Source organism: Lacibacter sp. H375, from assembly GCF_037892425.1.
In the GTDB taxonomy this organism is placed as follows: Bacteria; Bacteroidota; Bacteroidia; order Chitinophagales; family Chitinophagaceae; genus Lacibacter.
Genome location: NZ_JBBKTT010000002.1, coordinates 193,513 through 209,814, shown reverse-complemented (window position 1 = coordinate 209,814; position 16,302 = coordinate 193,513). Strand labels below are relative to the sequence as shown.

Annotated in this window: 14 protein-coding genes; 3 read left to right on the top strand and 11 right to left on the bottom strand. The window is 40.8% G+C overall.

The features are described 5' to 3' along the window. Nucleotide 1: 1 nt before the first annotated feature. From ilvC to WG954_RS21320, 8 genes are all read right to left on the bottom strand, one after another. The gene (ilvC, locus tag WG954_RS21355; protein ID WP_340439139.1) at nucleotides 2-1,486 is read right to left on the bottom strand and encodes a ketol-acid reductoisomerase; all 1,485 of its coding nucleotides are present in this window, start codon (nucleotides 1,484-1,486) and stop codon (nucleotides 2-4) included. A 34-nt stretch (nucleotides 1,487-1,520) separates the two neighbouring features. Continuing rightward, nucleotides 1,521-1,985 carry a DinB family protein gene (locus tag WG954_RS21350; protein ID WP_340439138.1) on the bottom strand — a complete coding sequence of 155 codons (465 nt, stop codon included), beginning with the start codon at nucleotides 1,983-1,985 and terminating at the stop codon, nucleotides 1,521-1,523. A gap of 6 nt (nucleotides 1,986-1,991) precedes the next feature. Beyond that, a complete protein-coding gene (gene ilvN / locus WG954_RS21345; protein ID WP_182801680.1) occupies nucleotides 1,992-2,582 on the bottom strand; it encodes an acetolactate synthase small subunit in 591 nt (196 codons plus the stop codon). Nucleotides 2,583-2,618: 36 nt separating this feature from the next. After that, nucleotides 2,619-4,400, bottom strand: coding sequence for a biosynthetic-type acetolactate synthase large subunit (gene ilvB, locus WG954_RS21340; protein WP_340439137.1), 1,782 nt, complete (start codon nucleotides 4,398-4,400; stop codon nucleotides 2,619-2,621). Nucleotides 4,401-4,455: 55 nt separating this feature from the next. Then, on the bottom strand, nucleotides 4,456-6,138 hold the full coding sequence (gene ilvD, locus WG954_RS21335; protein ID WP_340439135.1) for a dihydroxy-acid dehydratase: 1,683 nt from the start codon (nucleotides 6,136-6,138) through the stop codon (nucleotides 4,456-4,458). Between the two features lie 52 nt (nucleotides 6,139-6,190). Next, nucleotides 6,191-7,114 (bottom strand): branched-chain amino acid transaminase, encoded by a 924-nt coding sequence (locus WG954_RS21330; protein WP_340439134.1) that lies wholly within the window; start codon nucleotides 7,112-7,114, stop codon nucleotides 6,191-6,193. A gap of 287 nt (nucleotides 7,115-7,401) precedes the next feature. Beyond that, a complete protein-coding gene (gene leuB, locus WG954_RS21325; protein WP_340439133.1) occupies nucleotides 7,402-8,517 on the bottom strand; it encodes a 3-isopropylmalate dehydrogenase in 1,116 nt (371 codons plus the stop codon). Between the two features lie 31 nt (nucleotides 8,518-8,548). After that, the gene (locus WG954_RS21320) at nucleotides 8,549-9,709 is read right to left on the bottom strand and encodes a 2-isopropylmalate synthase (protein ID WP_340439131.1); all 1,161 of its coding nucleotides are present in this window, start codon (nucleotides 9,707-9,709) and stop codon (nucleotides 8,549-8,551) included. Nucleotides 9,710-9,906: 197 nt separating this feature from the next. Between WG954_RS21320 and WG954_RS21315 the strand changes: the two genes are divergently transcribed. From WG954_RS21315 to WG954_RS21305, 3 genes are all read left to right on the top strand, one after another. Next, nucleotides 9,907-11,460 (top strand): hypothetical protein, encoded by a 1,554-nt coding sequence (locus tag WG954_RS21315; protein ID WP_340439130.1) that lies wholly within the window; start codon nucleotides 9,907-9,909, stop codon nucleotides 11,458-11,460. 21 nt (nucleotides 11,461-11,481) lie between these two features. Beyond that, nucleotides 11,482-13,536, top strand: a complete 2,055-nt coding sequence (locus WG954_RS21310) for a penicillin acylase family protein (protein WP_340439128.1) — start codon at nucleotides 11,482-11,484, stop codon at nucleotides 13,534-13,536. 214 nt (nucleotides 13,537-13,750) lie between these two features. Beyond that, nucleotides 13,751-14,185 (top strand): response regulator, encoded by a 435-nt coding sequence (locus WG954_RS21305; RefSeq protein ID WP_340439127.1) that lies wholly within the window; start codon nucleotides 13,751-13,753, stop codon nucleotides 14,183-14,185. Nucleotides 14,186-14,272: 87 nt separating this feature from the next. Here WG954_RS21305 and WG954_RS21300 read toward each other — a convergent pair whose 3' ends face one another. The 3 genes from WG954_RS21300 to WG954_RS21290 are packed head-to-tail and all read right to left on the bottom strand — an operon-like array spanning nucleotide 14,273 to nucleotide 16,290. Next, nucleotides 14,273-14,884 carry a hypothetical protein gene (locus WG954_RS21300; protein ID WP_340439126.1) on the bottom strand — a complete coding sequence of 204 codons (612 nt, stop codon included), beginning with the start codon at nucleotides 14,882-14,884 and terminating at the stop codon, nucleotides 14,273-14,275. Nucleotides 14,885-14,887: 3 nt separating this feature from the next. Next, the gene (locus WG954_RS21295) at nucleotides 14,888-15,430 is read right to left on the bottom strand and encodes an RNA polymerase sigma factor (RefSeq protein ID WP_340439125.1); all 543 of its coding nucleotides are present in this window, start codon (nucleotides 15,428-15,430) and stop codon (nucleotides 14,888-14,890) included. Nucleotides 15,431-15,438: 8 nt separating this feature from the next. Further along, a complete protein-coding gene (locus tag WG954_RS21290; protein WP_340439124.1) occupies nucleotides 15,439-16,290 on the bottom strand; it encodes a hypothetical protein in 852 nt (283 codons plus the stop codon). Nucleotides 16,291-16,302 lie beyond the last annotated feature (12 nt).

The following is a 16,302-nucleotide window of genomic DNA, read 5'->3' as shown; positions in this document are numbered from 1 at the left end:
GTTATGCGGATGTATTGATCACTTTCATATCCGTCATTGCTTTACGCAATACCGCACCTACTTTTTCGACGGGGTGTGAACGGAGAATATGATTTACAGCAATCAGTTCTTTGTTATCAACACCGGCATCTTTGCCTTCGTTGAAGTTTTTACCGATCACATCTGTATCAATCGTTTTCATGAATTCTTTCAGCATTGGTTTAGCTGCATGATCGAACAGGTAGCAACCATACTCAGCTGTATCAGAAATTACACGGTTCATTTCAAACAACTTCTTACGTGCAATCGTGTTTGCGATTAACGGAGTTTCGTGTAATGATTCGTAGTAAGCAGATTCTGCTTTAATACCTGAAGCCACCATGGTTTCAAATGCAAGCTCAACACCTGCACGAACGAACGCAACGAGTAACAATCCATTATCGAAATATTCCTGTTCAGAAATTTTTGCTGATGTTGGTGCAGTTTTTTCAAATGCAGTTTCACCGGTTGCTTTGCGCCATGTCAAAAGATTTTTATCATCGTTCGCCCAGTCTTTCATCATGGTTGAAGAAAATTCGCCGCTCATGATATCGTCCTGGTGCTTCTGGAACAATGGACGCCAGATATTTTTAATTTCGGTTGACAGTTCAAATGCTTTGATCTTAGCCGGGTTTGATAAACGATCCATCATTGCAGTAACACCACCATGCTTCAACGCTTCGGTTACAACTTCCCAACCGTATTGAATAAGCTTAGATGCATAAGAAGGTTCAATTCCTTTCTCAACCATTTTATCAAATGCAAGAATAGAACCTGTTTGTAATACACCACACAAAATGGTTTGCTCACCCATAAGATCCGATTTTACTTCGGCAACAAACGATGAACGCAACACACCTGCACGATGACCACCGGTTGCAGCAGCATATGCTTTTGCCTGGATCAAACCTTTTCCTTCAGGATCATTTTCCGGATGCACAGCAATAAGTGTTGGTACACCAAAGCCACGCTTGTATTCTTCACGCACTTCAGTACCCGGGCATTTAGGTGCCACCATGATCACTGTAATATCTTTACGGATCTGTGTGCCTTCTTCAACAATATTAAAACCATGTGAGTAAGACAAAGTAGAACCTTGTTTCATCAATGGCATGATAGCTTTAATTACTGACGTATGCTGTTTATCGGGAGTTAAGTTTAATACAAGATCAGCAGTAGGAATCAGTTCTTCATAAGTACCAACAGTAAAACCATTCTCTGTTGCATTTTTCCATGACGCACGTTTTTCGGCAATTGCTTCCTTACGTAACGTGTACGAAATATCCAATCCTGAATCACGCATATTTAATCCTTGGTTCAAACCTTGTGCACCGCAACCTACGATGACGATCTTTTTTCCCAATAATGCATTCACACCATCCGCAAACTCACTACGATCCATGAATTCACATACACCAAGCTGGTTCAACTGTTCCCTGAGCGGAAGTGTGTTAAAGTAATTTGCCATTTTCTGTTCTTATTTTTTGTTTGATTTTAAATGTTTATTTTTTTGAAAGATTTCTTCTGATTGCCATTGCGTAACCGAGGTGTAATGCATCATGTACCATCACAAACCGAACGGCGTCTTCAATGTTATTTAATGTATAGCCATAGGATGTTGTATAGGTCTTGTATTGAACAAAAACGTTTTCACTCAATCCTTTTTCAAGCTCATCAATGCACGACATTGCATACTCTTTCAACACTTCAATTTCTTCCTGGCTGATAAACCCTTCAGGCTTTGTTCCTTTTTTAAACCCTGCAGTAAGTTCATCCGGCACATCCAATTCAACTCCTGAAAGTCCATTGCACAACCCTTGTTGAGCTGTAATGATATGGCCAAAATTCCAGGCAATATTGTTGTTCATGCCTGCAGGAATTTCATTCAGTTCTTCAATGGATAACCCATTTACAAGATCAATGAAACGTGCCCTTGTTTGTCTGATTAAATCAAATTGCTCTTTCATCCTGTTTTACATTGTAAATACTTCTTCACCTTTATCCAGGTATTCGTTCTCGATCACTTCTTCACTTGGCTCACGGTATTCAAACTCTTTCAGTTTTTTGTGGAAGCCATCACTTGCTTTAATGATCGCCACTCTTGCAGAGCGTACAAATTCAATCAATCCGTAGGGTTCGAGTACCTTAATGAATGCATCAGTTTCATCACGCTGACCACTTACTTCAAACACCGTATAGTCTTTACGGATCACTACTGCCTTTGCACCGTACTGACTTAAAAGGCGTTCTACTTTTACTTCTTCTGCAATAATTTCTGTCGGCACTTTGTATAATGCCAGCTCCTGCCAAATGATCTCTTCATTTGTATTGTAATATGCTTTCAATACTTCCACCTGTTTTTCGATCTGGCGGCAGAGTTTACGCACCACTTCTTCTGTTTCGTTGATCACAATCGTGAAACGATGCACACTGTCCACTTCGCTCGGCGATGTATTTAAACTTTCAATATTGATCTTTCGCTTGGAAAAGAGAATAGCGATACGGTTCAATAAACCGATCTGGTTCTCTGTATATACCGTTATGGTGTATTCCTGTTTTTGCATATGCTTTGTTTTTACTAAACCGCCTGCCGGGGTTCTTTAGATTTCTTCTTTGCTTAATACGATTTCCGATACGCCTCTTCCCTGTGGCACCATCGGGAATACATTGTTTTCTTTACCAACCATTACTTCCAGCAAATAGCTGCCGTTATGATCGATCATTGTTTTCAATGCAGTTTTTAATTCTGAACGTTCGCTGATGCGTTGTCCATCGATATAATATCCTTTCGCCACTGCTACAAAATCAGGACTGGTGATATCAACAAACGAATAACGTTTTTCATGGAACAGTTGCTGCCATTGGCGCACCATACCTAAAAACTGGTTATTCAGAATTAAAATTTTTACGTTTGGTTTAAATTGCATGATGGTTCCTAATTCCTGTAAGGTCATCTGGAAACCACCATCACCAATAATGGCAACTGTTGTTCTTGACGGATCACCATACGCTGCGCCAATTGCTGCAGGCAATGCATAACCCATTGTACCCAAACCACCACTTGTGATATTACTTTTCGTTTGATTCATTTCTGCATAACGACAAGCTACCATCTGGTGCTGACCAACATCCGTTACAATGATTGCATCACCGCCTGTTAATTCATTCAATGCTTTTATCACTTCACCCATCGTAAGAATATCTGTTGATGGATTCATTTCCGGTTCAATGCACAAGGACTTTTCTTTCGTCATGCAATCATGGAACTTCTGTAACCATTGCGGATATACTTTGCTTTCAACCAAAGCAGTGAGCATTGGTAAAGTTTCTCTGCAATCGCCCCAAACAGGAACAGTTGTTTTTACATTCTTATCAATTTCAGCAGGATCAATATCCAAATGAATCACCTTTGCCTGCTTGGCATATTTATCTAAACGACCCGTTACACGATCATCGAAACGCATACCAACAGCAATCAACACATCACATTCATTCGTCAACAAATTCGGACCATAGTTACCGTGCATGCCCAACATTCCAACACCTAACGGATGATCTGTTGGAATTGCACTCATCCCCATGATAGTCCATGCAGATGGGATACCCGCTTTTTCAATAAAGGCTTTGAATTCTTTTTCTGCTTTACCAAGAATTACACCTTGACCAAAAATCACAAATGGACGCTCTGCTTCATTGATCAGCTTTGCTGCTTCTTCAATATATTTTTTACGAACAATTGGTTTTGGACGATAGCTTCGGATATGCTCACACTTTTTATAACCTTCATAATCGAACAACTGCATTTGTGCATTCTTGGTAATATCTATCAACACTGGGCCGGGACGACCACTACCTGCGATGTAAAATGCTTTTGCCAATGCAGCAGGAATCTCCGTTGCATCTGTTACCTGGTGATTCCATTTTGTTACAGGTGTCGTAATGTTGATCACATCAGTTTCCTGGAATGCATCAGTACCCAACAAATGTGCAAACACTTGTCCGGTGATACATACCAATGGTGTTGAATCGATCATAGCATCAGCCAAACCTGTTACAAGATTTGTTGCACCGGGACCACTTGTTGCAAACACAACACCTGTTTTACCACTTGCTCTTGCAAAACCCTGTGCTGCATGAATAGCACCTTGCTCATGACGAACAAGAATATGCTCTAAACGATCATTGTAATCGTACAATGCATCATAGATCGGCATTATTGCACCACCCGGATAACCGAAGATGGTCTTTACATTTTCATTGATTAAAGCATCTAATACAGCTACACTTCCGGATACACTCCCCACCAAGCCCGAGGCTTTCGAACTCTCAGCTTTCTTTTGAATATCTTTTTCTTTAATCGTCAATTCTGTTGTATTTGACATAACACGCTTTTTCGATTTTTAATGCTGTTTCATAACCGCTTTCAGGGGTTGAGGTTTACGCCTCATCTGTTACGCAACCTTGTGAAGCATCCTTCACGCACATTGCATATTTATACAATACACCTTTCTTTTCTTTTAATGCAGGCTGCTTCCAATTCTTGCGTCTTTCTGCTATCACTTCGTCAGCTACTTTCAGGTTGATCTTGTTGTTGGCTGCATCCAATTCAATAATATCATCGTCTTGTACCAATGCAATCAAACCTCCTTCAAATGCTTCCGGAGTGATGTGACCGACGACGAAACCATGCGAACCACCACTGAATCTTCCATCAGTGATCAACGCAACATCTTTACCCAAACCTGCACCCATAATTGCTGAAGTTGGTTTCAACATTTCAGGCATGCCCGGTGCACCTTTTGGTCCTTCATATCTTATTACTACTACATCACCTTTCTTCACTCTTCCGTTTGCAATACCTGCTACCAGATCTTTTTCACCATCAAATACTCTTGCAGGTCCTTCAAAACGTTCACCTTCTTTACCACTGATCTTTGCAACACTTCCTTTCTCTGCAAGATTGCCGTATAAAATTTGTAAATGACCGGTTACTTTCAATGGAGATTCTAATGGGAAAATGATTTTTTGCGTTTCGAAATTTATCGGCGCAATGTTTTCTAAATTTTCTGCAACTGTTTTGCCGGTTACTGTTAAACAATCGCCATGAAGCAACCCTTTCTGTAATAAATATTTCATTACAGCAGGTACACCACCATGCGCATGTAATTCCTGCATCAAATATTTTCCGCTTGGTTTAAAATCTGCCAACACAGGTGTTTTATCACTGATGCGTTGAAAATCATCTTGCGTTAAATCTACATCCACACTTTTCGCCATGGCGATCAAATGCAAAACAGCATTTGTACTTCCGCCGAATATCATGATCGTAACAATGGCATTTTCAAATGCCTTCTTTGTCATGATATCTCTTGGCTTAATGTCTTTTTCTAACAACACTTTTATTGCTCTTCCTGCATCTAAACATTCATTCTTCTTATCATCGCTAATTGCAGGATTAGATGATGAATAAGGTAAACTCATACCCAATGCTTCAATAGCAGAAGCCATGGTATTCGCTGTGTACATACCACCGCATGCACCTGCACCAGGGCAACTATGTTTCACTACTTCCTTAAAATCTTCAGGCGTAATAGCACCTGCTAATTTTTTACCTAATGCTTCAAATGCAGAAATGATATTCAACTCTTCTCCTTTGTGATGGCCTGGAGCAATTGTTCCGCCATACACCATAATAGAAGGACGGTTCAAACGCCCCATTGCCATAATAGCGCCCGGCATGTTTTTATCACAACCCGGCAATGCAATTAATCCATCATAATAAAATCCTCCGCACACACTTTCAATACTGTCTGCGATAAGATCACGGCTTACCAACGAATAACGCATACCATCAGTACCATTGCTGATACCATCACTTATACCGATCGTATTAAATATTAAACCAACGAGATCATTCTTCCACACACCTTCTTTCACAACCTTTGCAAGATCATTCAGGTGCATGTTACAGGTGTTACCATCGTAACCCATACTTGCAATACCCACCTGTGCTTTTTTCAGATCATCTTCTGTTAAGCCAATACCATACAACATTGCCTGTGCTGCCGGTTGTGTTTCGTCCTGTGTTAATACTTTCGAATACTTGTTTAATTCAGCCATTTTATTTCGTTGTTATTCTACCGATCAATTGTCCCTTCGGGACATAATATAATTAAGCAACTGCTTCTTCTTTCTTCGCTTCTTCCTGTCTTTGTGGTTCAAAATTTTCTACCACTAAATTTTTATACGCTGTTTGAATCTTTCTGCTCAGACTATCACTCCATTTTAATGGAAACTGATGATCGTCTAAACTATCAAACCCAATTACCTCTGCTGCAGTTCCACAATAAAAAACTGCATCTGCATTTTTCAACTCATCTATTGTAAACACTTTTTCTTCTACTTCTATTCCTAACTCAGCACACAATTCAAATACAGTTGCTCTTGTAATACCGGGAAGGATATTTCCTTTTGCTGGCGTAAACAGCTTGCCGTCTTTCTCAAAAAACAAATTAGCACCAGGCGCTTCTGCAACATTGCCATTCATATCGAGCAACAATGCTTCATCAAAACCTTTTGCTTTTGCTTCATGACTGGCGAGTAATGAGTTTACATAATGACCCGCTGCTTTTGCTTCGATCTTGAACGCTTTGGGATTCGGACGTTCAAACGAACTGGTCATAATGCGTAACAACTTATCGCCAAGAAAAGGTTGCATGGCCCATACTTCAATTACAAGAAACGATTGCTCATTCTGCACAAAACTCATATTCGCAGGTGCGTAAACTACGGGACGGATATAAGCATCCTGCAAATCATTGCGCTTCAACACTTCGTATGTAACAGCAGTTAACTCTTCTGTTGTCCAGTGATAGGGAAGATTCACCAACTCAGCCGAACGTTGTAAGCGATCGTAATGCTCTTTGGCTTTGAAAATTTTCGTTTCGCCATTCACTGTTTTGTACGAACGGATTCCTTCAAACACGCTGTAACCATAATGAAAACTCTGGCTGTAGAGATCCATCTTTGCTTCTGACGCCTTTACATACTCACCGTTGAGATACAAAATCGTTTCACTGTTGTAATAAGTTGCCATACTCTTTTTTCTTTTTTAGCGGTAATAAAAAAACCCGCCTCTTTTGGAGGCGGGTCGTTATGTTTAATTTAAACGTTCGTTTTACATACAACTTGCACCTCCGTTGATAGCAGGAATAATAATGACTACCACAATGACAATTGTGTTTACAAGTAGTAGATTATTTAATTTGCTTTTCAACATAGTGCGTTGTTCGAAAAACGAATATACCGCCTTATTGAAAATAAACAAAGAACTTTTTAAGACAGAAGGGTAAAGAATGTTGACATCACCCTATTCTGTCTTCATTATATAATGGTTGACTTACGCAACTCAATATTTTCTTTTTTGATCGTACCCGGAATTTTACCGGCAACATATTCACTGATGAGATCACCAATGGTGCTGGTGAAATAAAAATTCATCGGATCAATATCTTTTGTTACGAAGTTGTGTTGTAAGGTCCAGTCAATTGCTTCACGAATCACTTGTGCTTCATCGGTTAAACCAAAGTAATCAAGCATCATTGCTGCTGAGAGAATAGAGCCGATGGGGTTGGCAATATCTTTTCCTGCTGCTTTTGGAAAAGAACCATGGATCGGTTCGAATAATGCCGTGCCGTTACCAACCGACGCCGATGGCAGCATACCCATTGATGCATTCAATACACTTGCTTCATCACTGATAATATCGCCAAACAAATTCTCTGTTAAGATCACATCAAACTGCTTGGGATTTAAGATCACCTGCACAGCTGCATTATCAACATACATGTATTCAGCAGTTACATCAGGATACTGCGTTGCAATTTCCTGCACCACCTTACGCCAGAGGCGTGATGTTTCCAACACATTCGATTTATCAAGCAGTGTTAATTTTTTCTTTCTGCCCTGCGCATGTTTAAATGCAAGATGAGCAATGCGTTCAATTTCCGGGCGGCTGTACACACATTCATCACTTGCATTATCTCCATCTTCACTTGTATGCTTGTTGCCGAAATAAATGCCACCTGTCAGTTCACGAAAGATCACAAGGTCAACACCTTCAAGATGCGATGCTTTGAACGGAGATAAATGCTGCAAACCGCTATAAGTAATAACCGGGCGGATATTTGCAAACAAACCTAACGCCTGGCGAATACCAAATAAACCCTGCTCAGGTCGAACCTTAGCAGAAGGATCGTTATCATATTTCGGATCGCCCACTGCACCAAACAAAACAGCATCACTATCCAAACAAATATCAATTGTTTCAGACGGCAATGCAGTGCCTGTTTTATCAATTGCAGCAGCTCCAACCAATGCTTCTTTGTAATGAAAGATATGCCCGTACTCCTGCGCAATTGCATCCAATACTTTAATAGACTGGGCTGTTACCTCCGGTCCTATTCCATCTCCGTTTAATATTGCGATCTTCTTTTCCATGATGAGGTTGGTGTGTTTCCTTAGTTTATGTTTAAGCGCTTACAGTAACCTGTTCAGCCAATACTTTCAAATCCGCATCTTCCACTTCTTTCTTCGAATCTGCCAATGCAAGAAAGCGTTCATATAATTCATCAACCTGGTTACGATCGAAACTGTAACCAAGATTTTTAAAACGGTAAGCCAGTGCGCTTCTTCCGCTGCGTGCAGTCAATACAATTTTAGAAGTATCAGCTCCCACTTCTTCCGGTGCGATGATCTCGTACGTTGTTGCTTCTTTCAAAAATCCATCCTGATGAATACCTGATGAATGAGAGAAGGCATTATCGCCCACTACTGCTTTGTTTGGTTGCACCACCATGCGCATGGTTTCGCTTACCAACCGGCTCATTGGTAACAGTTGCTTTGGATCAACATTGGTATAAAGTCCGAGTTCAGGATGTTTGCGAATCGTCATCACAACTTCTTCCAATGATGTATTACCTGCACGTTCACCAATACCATTGATGGTACACTCGATCTGGCGTGCACCTGCAATAGCACCTGCAATAGAGTTGGCAGTTGCTAATCCAAGATCGTTGTGACAATGGCAGGAAAGAATTGCTTTATCGATATTGCTTACGTTGTTCATTAAGTAAGCCATCTTTTCTGCATACTGATGAGGTAAACAAAATCCTGTTGTATCAGGAACGTTTACAACTGTTGCACCCGCAGCAATAACTGCTTCTGTCAACTGAGCCAAAAACTGCAGGTCTGCACGACCTGCATCTTCGGCATAGAACTCTACATCGGGCACATAATTACGGGCAAGCTTAACCGCTTTAACGGCACGTTCAAGTATTTCTTCCCTCGTGGAATTGAATTTGTATTTGATGTGGTTATCAGATGATCCGATACCTGTGTGGATACGTGGGCGGCGTGCTGGCTTCAATGCTTCTGCCGCCACTTCAATATCTTTCTGCACTGCACGGGTTAAACCACATACTGTTGCATTCCTGATCACTTTGGAAATCTGATTTACACTTTCAAAGTCGCCTGGACTTGAGATCGGGAAACCTGCTTCAATAATATCAACACCTAACGCCTCCAGTTTCAATGCAAGCTCAACTTTCTCAGTAGTATTTAACTTGCAACCCGGTACCTGCTCCCCGTCTCTGAGAGTGGTATCAAAAATGAACACTTGTTTGTCGGCCATAACAATCTTTAATGTGTAAAAAAAGCAGGTTTATTACTTCAAAATCTTGTTAACGGCTGAAGTAACAACCTGCAACATAAAATTATTTAATATTGAAGCGGTTCGCAAACCTTATTTCATGTATTTTACGACAGATAAGCGATACCCTTTTACCGAAAACGCTTGCCTGTAAAGGATTATAGCAGAAACGAATTACGATGCCCAACAGATCGACCGATACGACCTTTCAACTGGTGAAATCGCTGGAAAAGAGCGAAAAGCGCAATTTTAAGCTTTATGTTCAGCGAAACTCAGCCGATCCGAATCTTAAGATCATCCAGCTTTTTGACGCCATGGACAAAATGGATGAGTACGATGAGGCCGCCCTTTTGCGCAAAAACCAGAGCCTGGCCAAGCCCCAGCTCTCCAACCTGAAGGCCCATTTATACAAATCGATACTCAGCAGCCTCCGGCTTATTAAGCAGGAAGACAATATCACGATTCAGCTGAACGAACAAATGGATTTTGCCCGCATCCTCTACAACAAAGGTCTTTATCTGCAAAGCCTGAAGACACTGGACAAGATGAAGGAACAGGCCCGTCAGTTTGAACAGGTGACCTACCTGCAACAGATCCTTTTCTTTGAAAAGAAGATCGAAGCATTGTACATCACCCGAAGTATGCAGGACAGGGCCGATAAACTTTCGAAAGAATCAACTGCGGTTGAAGAACAGCTCACGAACATTTCACAGCTTTCAAACTTGTCGCTACAACTCTACAGCTGGTATATTAAAAATGGTGTGGCAAGAAATGAAAAGGAAGGTGATGAAGCCAAGGCTTATTTTGAAAATCATCTACCAAAGAACGCCGAAAAACTCACCGGCTTTTATGAGCAGTTGTATCTATATCAATCACATTGCTGGGTTGCATTTATCCGCCAGGATTACTTGCTCTATTATCGTTACACACAAAAATGGGTGGATCTGTTTGAAAAATACCCGGCGATGATGGAAGCTGAAACAGCTCACTACATCAAAGGCATGCATAACTTAATGAGTGCGCACTTTGATCTGAGCAACGAAGCCAAACTCAACGAAAGCATTGAGCAGCTCGAAAAATTTTCGCACAGGAAAGTTGCACAGCAAAATGAGAACTACCGCATTCTTTGTTTTGTGTATTTGTCCATTGCCAAGATCAACAAACATTTTTTGGAAGGAACATTCACACAAGGGTTGCGACTTGTACCAGGCATTGAGGAAAAGCTCGATGAATATGGGCTCTTCCTCGACAGGCATCGTGTACTTACCTTCTATTATAAGATCGCCTGTTTGTATTTCGGCAGTGGAAATAATGAAAAAGCAATTGAATACCTCAACAAGATCATCAACTGGAAAGTTGACCTGCGAACCGATTTGCAATGTTATGCACGACTCTTGCATTTGATTGCTCATTTTGAATTGGGGAATTATGATTTGCTCGAATACCTGATCAAATCGGTTTACCGTTTTATGGGCCGGATGGAAAATCTGAGTGGTGTGGAAGAAGAGATGTTCAGCTTTTTACGTAATGCATTGCAATTATCACCTGCACAGGTAAGACCTGCTTTTCAAACACTGCTTGAACGAATCAGCAGATACGAAGGCAACCGGTTTGAAACAAGAGCATTTGTGTACTTAGATGTGGTAAGCTGGCTCGAAAGTAAAATTGAAAATGTACCGGTGCAGGATATTATTCATAGTAAATACAAGCGACAGAAAAAAACAATTGCCTGATCATTGTTGTTATAAGCAAGCATGAAAAAATCACTCACTCTTTTAACGTTCATAATACTTCTTGTTTTAAGCAGTACTGCACAAAACATAAACCCCAAAAACATTGAGATCGTCCGTGACAGTTTTGGCGTGCCGCACATCTTTGCCAAAACCGATGCAGAAGTAGCTTATGGCTTAGCGTGGGCACATGCAGAAGATGATTTTAAAAGTTTGCAGGATGTTGTGTTGCCTGCAAAAGGTCTAATGGGCAAAGTACAAGGCAAGGCCGGCGCTGCAGGCGATTATGCATTCGCCTTATTCCGCTGCATGGAAATTACCGAAGAAAAATGGAACACTCTCACACCTGCTTTTCTAAAATTGATCGATGGTTATGTGCAAGGTATCAACGCTTATGCAAAAGCACATCCCAATGAAGTAGTGCATAAAAAAATATTTCCCATCACTGCGAAAGAATATATTTCGTCTTCTGTTTTGGCATTAACGGCCTTCAATGGAGGCGACAAAGCACTCATGGCTATTTTCAATAATGCGGTTGAAACTGATCCTGATTTGAACAAGAAAGGAAGTAATGCCATGGCGGTACATCCTACGAAAACAACTACAGGCGAAGCGTTTCTGTTGATCAATGCACACCAGCCTAATACAGGTTCACAAGCATTTTATGAAGCACATATTAACAGCGAAGAGGGATTGAATGTACATGGTGGTTTGCTCGCAGGGGGCCCTTGCATTTTACATGGTGTGAATGAAAACCTTGGTTGGGCACATACCGTCAACTATGTTGATCGTGTTGATGTGTTTCAGTTAAAGATGAATCCTGCCAACGAAAAGCAATACAGGTTTGATAATGAATGGATCGATCTGGAAGAGAAAACCATTACGCTTCATATTAAAGGAATTCCTGTTGGCGTAAAACGGAAAGTTTACTGGAGTAGGTATGGAGCAACGATGAAGAATAAACAAGGCTATTTTTCTATTCGACTTGGTGCCAACATGGATATTCGTGTGCTTGAACAATGGTATGAAATGGACAAAGCAAAAAATTTCACCGAGTTTTATGCAGCCATTAAAGATCAGCGATTGTCGATGTTCAACATTACCTATGCTGATAAACACGATACGATCTTTTATGTAAACAATGGATTGGTGCCGGTGCGCAATCCGTCACCGAAGTACAACTGGAAATCAACTTTACCCGGCAATACGTCACAAACATTATGGACAGCATTTCGAAAGTTTAATGAACTGCCGCAATATCTAAATCCGAAAAGCGGTTATCTGTTCAACACCAATCACTCATCCTTTTTTGCAACAGCAACTGCTGATAATTTAAGCGCCGATAAATTTCCTGCTGCCGATGGTTGGGAAACCTGGCATAACAACCGCAGTATTCGTGTGGTTGAACAAATGCCTGCTGCACCATTAGATTACCCAACGTTTAAGCAAATAAAATTCGATAAGCAACTGCCGGCTACACTTCGTTATCCGCATAATATTGATACGTTGTTTTTGCTGAATGAAACAGAATATCCGTTGTATGCGACAGTTATTAAAAATTTGAAAGCATGGGATAAAAAAGGAACAGCCGACAGTAAAGGTGCAGCTGTATTCCTGTTAAGCTATCTGCATCTTGCAAAGAAACTGGGTTATGGTGAAGCACGAACTATTACAAAAGCTGAAGCAGTTGAAACCTATGCTTATGTGTATGATTACATGATGAAGCATTTCAGCAGAACTGATCTTGCCTTAGGCGATATTCAAAAATTAGTACGTGGCGATAAGGAATGGCCACTCTGGGGATTTCCTGATCTGCTCTCTCCGCAATGGACTTCCAACTATAAAGAAGGTAAATTAAAATCGGTTGGTGGTGATGGATTGATCATGTTCATTCGCTTTCAGAAAAATGCATTGCCGCAAATTGAAACAGTAAACATGTATGGTGCTTCTGCTAAAAAAGGCAACAAACATTTTGACGACCAGGTGGAAATGTATATCAACCAAAAAACAAAACGCATGACATTGAATAAGGAAGAAGTGTATAAAATGGCGGAGCGGGTTTATTGGCCGGGTGAATGAGGTATAACCGTGTCAAGTACTCAACAGTTTCCTCCTTCGTCTCAATGACAACTTTGTTGAGCTTTTTACAACAGCTCATCTTAAATTACTTGGCCAAATCTTTCTGTCAACCTAAGATCTTAAGAATCTGCTAACAAAACCCGGACCGCAAATCAAGGGTACCTTTCCTCAGGAAACATGTATATCTTACAATAGGTTATCTAAAAAACTGCACATGAATAAAACAGGACCAATTGTTATTATTGAAGACGATATCGATGATCAGGATATTTTGACGGAAATTTTTAAAGAACTGAATTACGAGAACGAACTTATTTTCTTTAGCGACAGTGTGCTGGCGTTGGAGTATTTGACCGACACCGCTATTCAGCCGTTCCTGGTACTCTCCGATATAAATATGCCCAAATTAAATGGAATGGAATTGCGGGAGAAAATTCATAATAATGAAGACCTGCGAATGAAATCCATTCCTTATCTTTTCTTTTCTACAAGTGGAGAACAAAAGCATGTGGTTGACGCTTATTCAAGGTCGATACAAGGTTTCTTTGTAAAACCAAACAATTACGACAAGCTTAAAAAAATCATCGTAAAAATTGTAGAGTATTGGCAAGAGTGTGAATCACCAAATTATATTAAAAATTCTCAATAACATAAGGGCGGACGCCTTTATCCTTCACCTGATTGCTTGACTCCAACCTGCTACCTTTAACAAATTGGCGGAATGCGAACGTGAGCATTAATACTTACTGCTATCCTTCTTAGGCACAATTTTATAATCAGCATCAGTAATACCTTTTACGCCTCTGCCCTTCTTGGTTGAATCGGGAGGCGCATTTTTTTGCGGTGTAACCAACGGCGGAGTAATAACGGGAGGCGCATTTGTTTGTACAGCATTACTGTCGGGTTGTAATAGCACAGGACCCGTTACAGAGGCAGCACTATCAACAGGCAGTACATTGGATGAATTTGATGGTGCAAATGTATTATTCTGTGGTGCAACTGCATTGTTTGTACCCGGCGAATTATTGCGTACAGGATTATCATTATTGTTCGGTGTTGTTACAGGTGCATTGATCGTTGGTTGATCGTTAGAAGTTGTTGTTTGTTTACGGTTGTTGAAAAAATAAATGAATACAATTGCAACAGCAGCAATCATGAATCCACGGTTGATCCATTTTGCAGGACCTCTCTTTGGTGCAGGTGGCGGATTGTTTGAACCATCATCTGTCGGCAGATCAATATCGAGCTGTGTTTCGATACGTGCCCAGATAGCATCCACCATATCCGGTGCCGTTAGCTGTTCCAGCTTTTCGGTAATGGTTAATTCGTATGTTGCTTTTTGATTCATCCGCTATGTTATGCGACTGAGTTGTTGTTGTAATGTTTTCCGGGCTTCGCTGAGGTGCCATTTCGATGTACCCTCACTGATGTTTAGTTTCTCGGCTACTTCCCGGTGATTATAGCCTTCCACTGCATACAATACAAACACTGCATGTGTGGCAGGTGGCAACTGGTGAATGAGTTTCATGATTTCATCCGCACCCATCCGTTCCAGTACCGTATTGCTGATCTGGGGTTCTTCCACCGTTTCCAGTTCGATGTCTTTGCTGAAACGTTCTCTTGCTTTGAGATGATCGAGCCCTTCGTTCATCACAATGCGTTTGATCCATGTTTGCAATGCACCTTTATTTTTATCGAACGTTTGCATGCTTTTAAAGATCTTCACAAATGCATGACTCATGATATCAGCAGCATCGGCTTCATCACGGGAATAACGCAGTGCAATGTTCATGGCATAGTTATAGAACTGCCGGTACAATTGTTCCTGTGCCCTGCGGTCATTGCGTTTGCAATCTTCCACCAACTGATCAATATCGAGTGCTTCAGCAATCACTTCCGTTCTTAGAAATTATTGTCTTTATCTTTTTCAACATCCTGCATACGTTTTAACAGGATGGCCGATGAAACGGATGATAAAATAAGTTTATCTCTTGCATCAAGATTATTTGCAAACCAGATACTGTTATCAAGTATATCAATAATAGCTACTACTCCATCGTCCCAACGTAATTCGTAACCGGTAAGCATGGGCCCGCCCAATACTTTTGTTTCTTTTCCGCTTTTTGTGGTCAACTTCTCTAAACGTAACGGACGAATGCTAATGTTTTCTTTTCCATTGGTAGCATACCCTTCTTCTTCTACATACGGACGATCAAAGATGCGGCGTGCAGTGTCTTTTCTTGCATCATATTTATTCATCAACACAACCGACCATGGATCGTTTTCTTTTGCCATTAACGGAAGGATGGCTGCAGTGAATGCATATTCATAACGTTGCGTAGCATTTGCCTGACCGAGAAAAGGATTATTGCTTTTATATACCAATTGGTTTTCACTGAACTTTTCTGTTGCAAAAACTTCAGCAACTAAATTTCCATCCTGGATCGTGTATTGAAATTTGTTGCGTTGTTTGAGATTGCGTACATCAGTATCAATATTGAGCACACGCAGCAACATGGTTTGCGGATCGAGACTGAATTTTGTATACTGAAATGAACTGCTGAAATCCCAACCACGTTTAACTGCTGAAGTAGAAAATTCGCCAAAGCTTAATTTCTGGTTGATCATCCAACCGTTTAAGCCCTTCACTTTCATGTTGGTTGCCTCCGAGCTGAAGCTCGCAGGAACCGATACCTTGGCTGCTGTGCAGGAAACCAGGAACAGTAGCGCTATGAATGATAATTTGTGTAACATAGAAATCGTTTA